The organism is Pseudarthrobacter sp. R1 (assembly GCF_024494415.1).
In the GTDB taxonomy this organism is placed as follows: Bacteria; Actinomycetota; Actinomycetes; order Actinomycetales; family Micrococcaceae; genus Arthrobacter.
The window spans coordinates 631,853-642,730 of the sequence record NZ_JAMKFI010000009.1; the positions used below are offsets into that span (position 1 = coordinate 631,853).

At 61.3% G+C, this 10,878-nt stretch carries 10 protein-coding genes; 8 read left to right on the forward strand and 2 right to left on the reverse strand.

Annotated features, from left to right (window positions below; all coding sequences use genetic code 11):
- The 5 genes from M8J71_RS20240 (at position 1) to M8J71_RS20260 (ending at position 3,102) form a co-directional block, all read left to right on the forward strand.
- The gene (locus M8J71_RS20240; RefSeq protein WP_256249589.1) at positions 1-801 is read left to right on the forward strand and encodes an SDR family NAD(P)-dependent oxidoreductase; all 801 of its coding nucleotides are present in this window, start codon (positions 1-3) and stop codon (positions 799-801) included.
- A gap of 479 nt (positions 802-1,280) precedes the next feature.
- A complete protein-coding gene (locus M8J71_RS20245; protein WP_256249591.1) occupies positions 1,281-1,670 on the forward strand; it encodes a transposase family protein in 390 nt (129 codons plus the stop codon).
- Positions 1,576-2,238 carry a transposase gene (locus M8J71_RS20250; protein ID WP_256249593.1) on the forward strand — a complete coding sequence of 221 codons (663 nt, stop codon included), beginning with the start codon at positions 1,576-1,578 and terminating at the stop codon, positions 2,236-2,238. The genes M8J71_RS20245 and M8J71_RS20250 overlap by 95 nt, the downstream gene beginning before the upstream one ends.
- A complete protein-coding gene (locus M8J71_RS20255) occupies positions 2,175-2,456 on the forward strand; it encodes a transposase (protein ID WP_256249594.1) in 282 nt (93 codons plus the stop codon). The genes M8J71_RS20250 and M8J71_RS20255 overlap by 64 nt, the downstream gene beginning before the upstream one ends.
- Before the next feature lie 229 nt (positions 2,457-2,685).
- Positions 2,686-3,102 carry a hypothetical protein gene (locus M8J71_RS20260; RefSeq protein WP_256249595.1) on the forward strand — a complete coding sequence of 139 codons (417 nt, stop codon included), beginning with the start codon at positions 2,686-2,688 and terminating at the stop codon, positions 3,100-3,102.
- 33 nt (positions 3,103-3,135) lie between these two features.
- Here the strand turns inward: M8J71_RS20260 and M8J71_RS20265 are convergent, their stop codons facing one another.
- The gene (locus tag M8J71_RS20265; RefSeq protein WP_256249596.1) at positions 3,136-4,482 is read right to left on the reverse strand and encodes an aspartate aminotransferase family protein; all 1,347 of its coding nucleotides are present in this window, start codon (positions 4,480-4,482) and stop codon (positions 3,136-3,138) included.
- Between the two features lie 369 nt (positions 4,483-4,851).
- On the opposite strand from M8J71_RS20265, the gene M8J71_RS20270 reads away from it, so the two are divergent.
- Positions 4,852-6,192 (forward strand): helix-turn-helix domain-containing protein, encoded by a 1,341-nt coding sequence (locus tag M8J71_RS20270; RefSeq protein WP_256249597.1) that lies wholly within the window; start codon positions 4,852-4,854, stop codon positions 6,190-6,192.
- A gap of 94 nt (positions 6,193-6,286) precedes the next feature.
- Here M8J71_RS20270 and M8J71_RS20275 read toward each other — a convergent pair whose 3' ends face one another.
- Positions 6,287-7,786, reverse strand: a complete 1,500-nt coding sequence (locus tag M8J71_RS20275) for a CoA-acylating methylmalonate-semialdehyde dehydrogenase (RefSeq protein WP_256249598.1) — start codon at positions 7,784-7,786, stop codon at positions 6,287-6,289.
- A 766-nt stretch (positions 7,787-8,552) separates the two neighbouring features.
- Here M8J71_RS20275 and M8J71_RS20280 point away from each other — a divergent pair.
- On the forward strand, positions 8,553-8,990 hold the full coding sequence (locus M8J71_RS20280) for a GNAT family N-acetyltransferase (protein ID WP_256249600.1): 438 nt from the start codon (positions 8,553-8,555) through the stop codon (positions 8,988-8,990).
- Between the two features lie 977 nt (positions 8,991-9,967).
- Complete coding sequence (locus tag M8J71_RS20285; protein WP_256249601.1) at positions 9,968-10,699, forward strand: dihydrofolate reductase family protein; 732 nt, start codon at positions 9,968-9,970, stop codon at positions 10,697-10,699.
- Positions 10,700-10,878 lie beyond the last annotated feature (179 nt).

Consider the following 10,878-nt stretch of genomic DNA (forward strand, 5'->3'; position numbering starts at 1 on the left):
ATGACTGGAATTCAAGTGAATCCTTTGGATGGCAAGCGGGGTATCGTCACAGGCGCTTCTCGGGGCCTGGGACGTTCAACGGCCTTGGCTCTCGCTGAGGCCGGCGCCCATGTCGTGGCAGCTGCTCGCGACCGGGAGAGTCTCGCCGAAACGGTGGAACTCGCTTCAGGCCTCCCCGGCAGGATTGTCGGAGTCGTGGCAGACATTACGAGGGAAGCGGAGGTGAAAGACCTGGTCAGTCGATGTGTCCACGACTTGGGAGGATTGGATTACATCGTCAATAACGCTGGAACTCAAGTTGAAAAATCGTTGCTGGAAACGACCAACGAAGACTGGGACCTCGTCGATTCTACAAATGTTCGGGCCGCGTTCTGGGCTTGCAAATATGCCGTTGAATGGATGATTGAACATGGGGGCGGAAGCATAGTAAATATCGCATCGGTTCTGTCGGTGACGGCAGACCCCATGCTGCCGGCTTACACAGCCAGCAAGCATGCTGTTTTAGGACTGACCCGAAGCATCGCGGTCACGAGAGAATATGCACGGGCGGGTGTCAGGGCTAACGCAGTCCTGCCAGGAGACATGGAAACTCCCATGGTTACGAAGTACTTCGCCTCGCATGACGATCCAGAGGCCGCGCGCCGCCAGGTCGCTTCTTCCTACCCTATGGAACGGATTTCTGACCCCATGGAAGTGGCACGGGTCGTCAGGTTCCTGGTGTCTTCCGATTCGTCGTTCGTCAACGGGAGTGCCATCACAGTGGATGGAGGCATTCTCGCTAGCCTCTATACCAGCGCATAAACCCCGAGGATGAGGTCGGGGCAGGAAAAAGCAACGTGCTCCGACCTCGTCCTGACCACCAGACCATAACAGTTGGTCGACAAGCCCATCTTGATCCAAAAACTGATCGGTGGGCCTGGGCTGCAAATCAGCCGAAGATTACGTCTACCGTAACGCCGCCAGTGTGTGGCCCAGCCCTCGCCCTTCCGAAGCCTCATCACAGAAGTCCCGGTCCGAGACTTGGGCGGCGAGCTAGTTGTACTGTCCCGGCAGGTTGCTGACACGGGGATTGATGGCTCTTCGCGGTCGATGGGAATGAGTTCGTGTCGTTGAAGACAAGGGGGCCCGTGGCCCTGCCGGGATGAGTGTGTCTAAGCATTCAACCTGGAACAGGACCACGAGCCCTTGAACGAGCCTACCGGGGTCGCAGCCGACGCTACCACCATTCTCTTCAACCTGCCCGACTACCGTGTCATTTCCACCGCTATTATTGCCGGCACGTGACCATCGAAACCGACCAGCTTCCGGTCTGCTCGAGCTGCGGGGTCCATTCGTCCCGGCGGAAAGAACGCCGTCTTCAACGACTCCGCGATATTCCCCTCGCCGGGCCGGTGGAGGTGCTCTGGTCCAAGTACCGCTGGTACTGCGAAGAGACCACATGCGGCCGGCTATCGTTCTTCGAATCCACCCCGCAGGTCCCGCGCCGGGCCCGCTCCACAAGCCGGCTCCGGGACCAGCTCGTGGACGCGGTCATCCGGTCCGGCAGGGCCGTCTCTGAGACAGCCCTCCTTCGCCGTGTCCTGGTGGATGGTCCGCGCCGCCGTCACCGAAGCGTACCTGCTGAAGCTGCCCGACGTAGACCAACTCAGCCCGCGGATGCTGGGCATTGACGAGCACCGGTTCCGGTCCGTGCGCTACTTCCAGGACCCGGGAACAAAGACCTGGACCCGCTTCGAACCCTGGATGACCACCATCGTCGATCTGGACACCGGCCAGGTCCTTGGCGTGGTCGACGGGCGAGACCACAAGGGCGTCGGGGACTGGCTATTCGCCCGGCCCTTGGAATGGCTGCAGGTCGTGGCGATCAACCCCTCCGCGGCATTCAGAAGAACCTTGCGGATCTGGCTTCCCCGCACCGCGGTCGCCGTCGATCACTTCCACCTGATCTCCCTGGCCAACCAGGCAATGACTGAGACCAGGCAGAACCTCTCCCAGCAGGTCAAGGCCGCCGCGGCAGGGCCATCGACAAGGCCTGGGCGCACCGGATGCTCCCGCTGCGCGGCGGCGACACACTCAGCTGCCGGGCGGGCGCTCCGGCTCGAGGAAGTCTTCGCCGTCGACGATCCAACCGGCACCCTCCAGGCGGTCTGGCAGGTCAAGAACAGCTCAGGGCATTGCTCCGCACCGGCTCCCTGGAAGACGCCGCAGCACCGAAAACAAAGCTCGAAGAACTCGTGAAGAAAGCAGCACGGTCCGAGACCAACAGGCTCTACCGAACAGTCTGCCGGTGGTGGAAAGAGATCGAGGTGCTGATCATCACCGGCGCCATGACAGGCAAGGTCGAGGCCAACAGCACCGCGATAAAAAACATCAAACGAACCGCCCGCGGCTACCGCAACCCTGCCAATTACAAATCGGTTATTCTCTTGAGAAGTGCCGTCCGGACAGCGGCATGACACATATCTCAGGGACCCGTTTCCCCACGAACCGCGAAGAGCCTGGTTGATGTCTGGCCTATGCGACGTGCCGCTGAAAGATTCAACGTCTCCGTCCCGACCGCGGTGCGCTGGTCCGCCCCGGTATCGGAAGCTGGGTGAGGCTGGTCTGGAGGACCGCCGGAGCCGGCCCTTGACCTGCCCCCACCGAACCGGTAGGCGCACCGAGCCGCGCGTACTGGGACTGCGCGTGAGTCGGCGCTGGGGTCCGGCCCGGACCGCCTACCAGCTGCACCTGAACATCTCCACGGTCCACCGCATCCTGACCCGCTACCTTTGCCCTTCGCTGCGCTTCACCCACTCGGCCACAGGGATCAGGGTCCGCCGCCGGGACCGGGCTCGCCGGTACGAATATGCCTGGCAAGGCGAAATGATCCACGTGGGTGTCAAGAAACTCGGCCGGATCCCCGACGGCGGCGGACACCGTGTCCACGGGCGGGTGCCGGGCAACGCGAACTCTCGTGCACGGAACCTCAGCGAAGGCCACGCCAAATACCGACATCGGGAGGCTCACCCCGCCCCGAAAATAGAGGACGCGTCGCGGGCGGTTACTTACCCGCCCCGTGCGTCGGCAGGCGTGAGGTTGAGCTTGAGGGCGCGCAGGTGAGGATCAGACGCTCCTCACCTGCGCGTGTTGACCTTAGAGATTGGTTGTCGTCAATGCCTGGTCATAAATGTCGAGCGCTTTTGATACTTCTTCCGGGGTGACAACGGCGGGAGGGACGACGTGGATGCGGTTTTCCACGATGAACGGAAGCAGGCCCAGACGCAAGAGCTCAGCCTTGAGCCGTCCCATGTATTCCGGGGTGACCGGCAGGCGTGTGGATCGGTCCTGGACGAGTTCAAGTGCCCAGAAGACGCCGCGGCCGCGGACTTCGCCAATGACAGAGTGCTTTTCGGCCAGGGCGTTGAGACCTGGTTCGAGGTGGTCGCGGCCGATCCTGGCGGCGTTGCCGATGATGTCTTCTTCTTCAAAGGCTTCGATGGAGGCGACGATGGAAGCTGCGGCAATGGGATGCCCGGAGTACGTCAGTCCGCCGGGGAAGACGCGTTCGTCGAAGGTAGCTGCGATCTCGCTGGAGATAATGACACCGCCTACGGGGATGTAGCCCGAGTTGACGCCCTTCGCGAAGGTGATCAGGTCCGGGGTTACGCCGACGGCGTCAAAGGCGAACCAGTCCCCGGTGCGGCCAAACCCGGCCATCACTTCATCGAGAATCATCACGATGCCGTACTCATCGCACAAAGCCCTAACTCCCTCAAGGTAGCCGGGGGTGGGGATGAGGATGCCTGCTGTGCCGGGGACGGTTTCGAGCAGGATAGCGGCGATCGACTGGGGACCTTCCGCCTGGATGACCCGGCGCAGGTGGTGCAGGGCGCGCTCGGTTTCCTGCTCGGGTGTTTCGGCCCAGAACTCGGAGCGGTACAGGTAAGGGCCGAAGACGTGGATGTGACCGCGGGAGTATTCGTTGGGGATACGGCGCCAGTCGCCGGTGGCTGCGATGGCCGCGCCGGTGTTGCCGTGGTAACTGCGGTAGCGGGAAATGACCTTCTCGCGGCCGGTATGCAGGCGAGCCATGCGGATGGCGTTCTCATTTGCGTCAGCACCGCCGTTTGTAAAGAACACCTTCTCCATGTTGGAGGGGGCGTGCGACAGGATTTTGCCTGCTGCTTTAGCACGGACATGGTTGGCCGCGCCGGGTGCCACAGTTGCCAGGCTGGTCGCCTGCTGGGCGATAGCGGCGATGACTTTGGGGTGCTGGTGACCGATATTGGTGTTGACCAGCTGGCAGGAAAAGTCCAAGTAGGTGTTGCCCTCGTGGTCCCACACAGTGCTTCCGGAGCCCCCGGCGATTGCCATAGGGTTCAAGGACTTCTGGGCTGACCAGGAATGGAATACGTTCGCCTTGTCTTCGGCGACGACTTCGGCATTGCTGAGGGATGACTGGGGGACTGAAGCGTCCAGGGTTGCCGGGCTGACGGACATGACAGGTCCTCTCGATAGATGGTTTAGGCTCTTGCTCCATCATCGGGTTTTGCAAGCACGTAGTGCCGTATACGTTTGTACAATCAAGACATTAGCGTTCGACGTTTTCACATCAAGGGGTGCTGAGCCATGCCGCCAAGCCTTAATGTCCTTCTCCGTAGCCGCGCGTTGAAGCTACGGCTGGTTGTCCCTGACTTGGGTGCCCCCCGGCTTGAAGAGCCGATCACCTGGGTTCACAGTTCTGACCTTGCAGATCCCACCCCGTTCCTGGATGCAGGGCAGCTGCTCCTGACCGATGGTACCCAGTTTCCTGTGGAGTCTGGAGCTGGGCAGATGGCGCACGGTGCCGCCGGGCACGCGACTTCAGACTTGCCTACCGACAGAGGCTATGAGGAGTATGTGCGGCGGTTGGTTGATCACGGGATCGCAGGTCTGGGCTTCGCCACGCAGGTCATCCATGGTGTGTTGCCGAAAGGGCTGGAGGAAGCTTGCCGGAACCAGGGCCTGCCACTGGTGGAGGTCCCGGACCGGACACCGTTCATCGCCATTATCCGTATGGTGGCAGACTACCTGGCCCGGGAGGAGCATGCCCGGGCGGAGTGGTCTCTTCAGGCGCAGCGGGCCATTTCCCGTGCAGCGCTTCGGCCGGACGGCCTAACCTCGATCCTGGGCGAGCTGGAGCGGCAGCTGCACAGCTGGGTCGCGTTGTATGACGCCGCGGGGAACTACGTTCGCATGCCTCGTAATCGTCCGCTCCCTTCTGATCTTGCCGCGGAGGTAAGCGCGAGGGTGCGCGATGCTTTGGATTTGGGGACACGGTCTGCCTCGCACCTGGACGTCGGCGGCCAGTCGGTGACGCTGCAGACCCTTGGCCGTAAAGGCAGTCTTCGCGGCGCGCTGGTTCTTGGTGCCATCGAGCCCTTGGATCCGGCGCGGGCGGACATTGTTAACAGCGTGATCGGGTTGGCCAGCCTGGCTTTGGAGCAGGCACGCACTCTGGATACGGCCCGCCGACATCTTCGTGCCGGTGTCTTCGAGCAGTTGCTGGATGGAAGCACCGACGTTGCCATCCGCACGGCCCGGCAGGTTTGGGGACAACTCCCTCGGGAATCCGTGCTGGTGACGGTTTCACAGCAGGACAACCCTGCACCGAACCTTCTCGAAGCACTGGAGCTCCTCGCAGACGATTACCGCGGAGCGGTGTTCTACGCCCAGCGGCGTGATCAGCTGATAGTCCTCGCAGGGCCCGCGCACCAGGATAGGGTGCTGGAACTGCTGCAGCGCCATGGGGCTGTAGCCGGGATTTCTTCTCCTACGGGGATAAACGAGTTGCCTAATGCCCTCGAAGAGGCCACCCGGGCCCTGCACCGTGCCGTCGAAGTCGGACGCGCAGTCGTAGCATTTTCTGAGCTGTCCGACGGTGGAATGCTGGGTTTGCTGCGGGACGAAAAAGCGGGACCGGTGGCCCGCGGACTTCTCCAGCCGCTGATTGATTACGACGCCGCAGAGAAGACAGAGCTGCTGGAGACTGTCCGGGAATGGTTTGCAAACAACTGCGTGTGGGACAAAACCGCCCGCCGCCTTGGTGTGCACCGGCACACGCTCCGGAACAGGATCGACGCCGTCGGTCGGATCCTCGGGCTGAACCTGGACGGCATGCGGGACCGCCTGGAGTTGTATGCAGCGGTTCAATTCTTGGAAAAGACGTAAACGACAGGAGGGCCTCCGGCGCGCGAGGTATGCGCCGGAGGCCCTTGTTGTCAGGGGCCAGTGCCGGGTCCCTGACTTCTATGCGGTGCTAACCCTAGTTCTGCGGGAAGCCCAGGTTGATGCCGCCGTGGCTCGGGTCGAGCCAGCGGGAGGTGATGGCCTTTTCGCGGGTGAAAAACTGGAAGCCCTGCAGCCCATAGGCCTTTGAGCTGCCGAAGATGGAGTCCTTGAACCCACCGAAGGAGTAGTAGGCCACGGGGACGGGGATGGGCACGTTGATGCCCACCATGCCCACCTCGATTTCGTTCTGGAACCGGCGGGCTGCGCCACCGTCGTTGGTGAAGATGGCCGTGCCGTTGCCGAAAGCACCGGAGTTGATCAGGTCCACACCTTCTTCGTAACTCCGGACGCGGACCACGGACAGGACCGGGCCAAAGATCTCTTCGGTGTACACGCGGGAGGTGACGGGAACGTCGTCGATCAGGGTAGGGCCGAGCCAGAAGCCGTTCTCGTCGCCGTCCACGTTGATGCCACGTCCGTCCACCACGACCTTGGCGCCGTCCTCAAGGGCCACATCGATGTAGGAGGCGACCTTGTCGCGGTGCTGCCTGGTGACCAGCGGGCCCATGTCGCAGTTGCGGCGGCCGTCACCGATCTTCAGCGTGGACATGCGGGAGGTGATCTTTTCGATCAGCTCATCCGCGACGGGTTCGACGGCGACGATGACGCTGATGGCCATGCAGCGCTCACCGGCGGAACCGAAGCCGGCGTTGATGGCAGCGTCGGCGGTCAGCTCGAGGTCGGCGTCGGGCAGGACCAGCATGTGGTTCTTGGCCCCGCCGAGGGCCTGGACTCGCTTGCCGTTCCGAGCAGCCGTCTCGTAGATGTACTGGGCGATCGGCGTGGAGCCCACGAAGGAGATTGCTTTGACATCCTTGTGCTCGAGGAGACCGTCGACGGCTTCCTTGTCACCATGCAGGACGTTGAAGACACCATCGGGCAGGCCCGCCTCGGTGAACAGCTCTGCGAGCCAGTTCGCGGCGGTCGGATCCTTCTCGCTGGGCTTGAGCACCACGGTGTTGCCGGCAGCGATGGCGATTGGGAGGAACCACAGCGGCACCATGGCCGGGAAGTTGAACGGGCTGATGATACCCACGACCCCAAGCGGGGACTTGGTGGAGTAGACATCCACACCGCTGGAGACGTTTTCGGAGTGCTCGCCCTTGATAAGGTGCGGGAATCCGGTGGCGAGTTCGACGACTTCCTGACCGCGGGTGATCTCGCCCAGCGCGTCGGAAACCACCTTGCCGTGCTCTGCGGTGATGATCTGGGCGAGTTCGCTCTTGCGTTCGTTAAGGAGCTCGCGGAAGCGGAATAGGATCTGCTGGCGTTTAGTGATGGAGAGATCACGCCAGGCCGGGAAAGCCTTCTGCGCGGAGGAAATCGCAGCTTCAATGTCCGAGGCGTTGGCGAGTGCAACGCGTTTGGTCTCAATGCCGCGGGCCGGGTCGAAGACGGGAGCGGTGCGATCTCCCGATGAGAGGGATTCGGCTCCGCCGATCCAGTGGGACAGTACGGGAAGTTCCTGGTTCACGGACACGCTTCTTCTCGCTTTCAGTAATGACGATGGGATGCCGGAAGCGGCTTGCCCCTAACGGTAGTAGTTCCCAGGCCGGTCAGAGTCGCTACATTTGGCGCAGCAGCCTGCTTCTTTTCGACAGATGTATAGATGTCGCGGCGGGTGCGGCGGGAATACGGTGGAGAGCACAGTAGCTAGTAGACCCGCCTTCAGGAGTTCCCATGAAACGCAGACGCCCCGAGCGTATAGCCCCCTCTTCGGCGGAGAATACCTCCGTCCGCACCGGTGAGCACTGTCCGGACAGTGGGTGGTGGTATCCGGTCCAGCCAGACACTTCTGGAGCAAGGTTCATCGGGGAGGGAAGCGTCATGCCCGCTTTGGACGGCCAGCCAATCCTTTGGCTTCGCGGCCAGGAGCAGTCGACCGTGAAAATGTTTGAGGAGCTCGCGCGCTGACCTGCGACTAGGCCTCAATATGAGCTCGGGGACGCTGTGGCTTTGGACCAATTTTCCAGACACTCCTCAGATGACGCACTTTCGGGCGGTATAACTGATGTGCAGGGTGTTAGGAGGCATTGGTCCTCTGGTGGTGGGGCACTGTTTCTGCGGTCTCAGGACCTTGGGTTGTGTCGGCGTCGATGGTCCTGGCAACACCCTCTGGATGAGCTCGGCGGAACGTTCGATGTGCTCAACGAGATTTTCTACGATGGGGGCAATCGACAAAGCCGCTCCTTAATAAGTGCGGTTTCCGACTCGTACACTGCTTTGCTGGAAGAAGAGCTATGACCGTGATCATTCGGGACTCAAGCGTCGCTTCGATGGACCCACTCATCCTCTACGCAATATTGAAAGTAAGAGTCGATGTGTTCGTCCTGGAACAGGGTTCGGCATATCAGGAACTGGACGGCAGGGATATTGAACCCGGAGCCGTCATTCTGTGGGCCGAAGAAGACCGGCAAGTTCTGGCGACCCTGAGGCTACTGACGGAGGAGGATGGCCGCCGTATAGGGAGAGTCGCCACGACGGCCATGGGCCGCGGCCGGGGGCTGGCCACAGAACTCATGCGCCACGCTGTTGAGCTGAGTAACGGAACGAAAATCGTTCTGGACGCCCAAGAACAACTGGAGACCTGGTACGAAAACTTTGGTTTCGCTCGATCCGGTGAACTCTTCGTCGAAGACGGGATTCCACATGTCCCCATGACCCGGGCCGCGACCTAAGGCCATAAAGCTGGCCCATTGCCACAACGGGAACCTGGGAGTGGGATCGGGAATGCCCCGACAACCCAGACGCCCCTTGGGATCAGGGTGAACATCAGGCACCTATTATGGCCGCCTAAACGGCGCCCCCTCGACCCCAGACCTGCCCTCCTGGGGAGCGAGGATAAGCCAGTGCCGGGCGTTTCGGCCTTGCCGAGCTGCAACGCAAACTAACGCCTCCTACCTATTGCCATAAACGGTCAGCCAAACTAGCCTTTAAATACTGGGTTTCTTGCCAATACAGCGGCGTTAGGTCACCAATGCGCCAGCGCCTGTTTGAAGGGTATGACTGCATGCACTATTTAGGTATGGCCCTGATGCTCTTAGCCTTTGCTGTCTTGTCGAAGGAGTCCCTGGTCTGGACTCGTTGGCTCCCACCGGTGAGGACGGCATCCGGGCGAACTATGCACACTATTTCAACCCCAGCCGCAGCGGTGCTTACCGCCATTGCCGGAGCATTCCTTCTGGTGAGTGGTCTCACAGGCAACTTCTAGACCAAAGCCGGAAAGATGGCGCCGCTCCTGCTGCCTTAAAGGCACGTCGCTGCATCCTAGCTAACCCGCCAGGTGTCGCCGCGCTGGCTTATACAATCGCGCTGCTCATCCAGGTCAAAACTGCCTTGAAACTTGCACTCTGGGTCTCCATCGTGATCACGTGGCGGTTGCGGGCCTGCTTCCCCGTATCCCGCGGGTGGAGCACTCAAGAGGCAGGCAGTGAAGTCACCGACAAGCCGGCCGCCGGACAAGGCTGAGCAGGGTTGAAGAGGCAGTCGCCTCAAGCGGCTGAACGTCTCACGGATGACTTCCCAAGTAGGGGAGCAGGGCGCTGAGGATGGCGACCCGTGCGTACGGTGAACCTGCAGCTAATGCGAAGGTCGGGCTGCCCTAACTCCTGCCCGGTGACGGGCGCTAGCCAAGCAATGCAACGAGAGGTCCCCCGTGGATAGGCCATACATCATCTGTCACATGCTCACTTCGCTGAACTCGAAGATCAGTGGACCATACATGGAGACTCCGGAAGCCGGCCCCGCTCGGGGTTTGTACGAGGTCTTTTACGAGAAGCTTGAGACGCAGGCCTGGCTGAGCGGTCGTGTGACTACCGAAGAGGCCTTCACGAACTGGCGCAAGCCAAACCTCGATCCGGACGCGCCCGTGCATCCGCGCGAGGATTATGCGGCCGTTCCGGACGCTACATTCTTCCACGTAGTCATCGATGCCTCGGGCAGGGTGGGATGGATCAGTAACACAATCGACTACGAGAACCGTGGCCCGGCCCATGTCATCGAGGTGCTCACCGGTAAGGCCTCCGACTCCTACGTGTCGTACCTGCGCGAGCACTCCATCTCCTACATATTCGCCGGTGAAGAGGACTTGGACTTGCTTCTGGCGGCGCAAAAGCTCGCACAACTCTTCGGCATCGAACGCCTCGCAGTCTCCGGCGGCGGCCTCATTAACGGCTCGTTCCTCAATGCGGGCCTGATCGATGAACTAAGCCTCGTGGTTGCTCCGGTTCTCGACGATGACACCAGTTCCAACACGACGTTCGAAAGGCCTTCTGGACTGCCTTCGACCCCGCCCTCGGGTTTCAGCCTTATCAGCGCAGACATCGTCGAAGGCGATACCCTCTGGCTGCGGTACCAAGCCCAGCCACAACGCACCCGGCTGCCGTGACGACCGAAGTTGAACGCGCAGGAGCAAACGGCACTTGAGAAACGGCTTTTTGAACTGGCATACACGGTTATTCATGGCACGGGAGTAGAAGCAGGCCCAGCCGAGTTCCGCGCCCGGGCTTGAGTTCTAGCGGATATCAGGTGAGTCCCTGGATCAGTCGTTTGACGTCCTTCACTGAC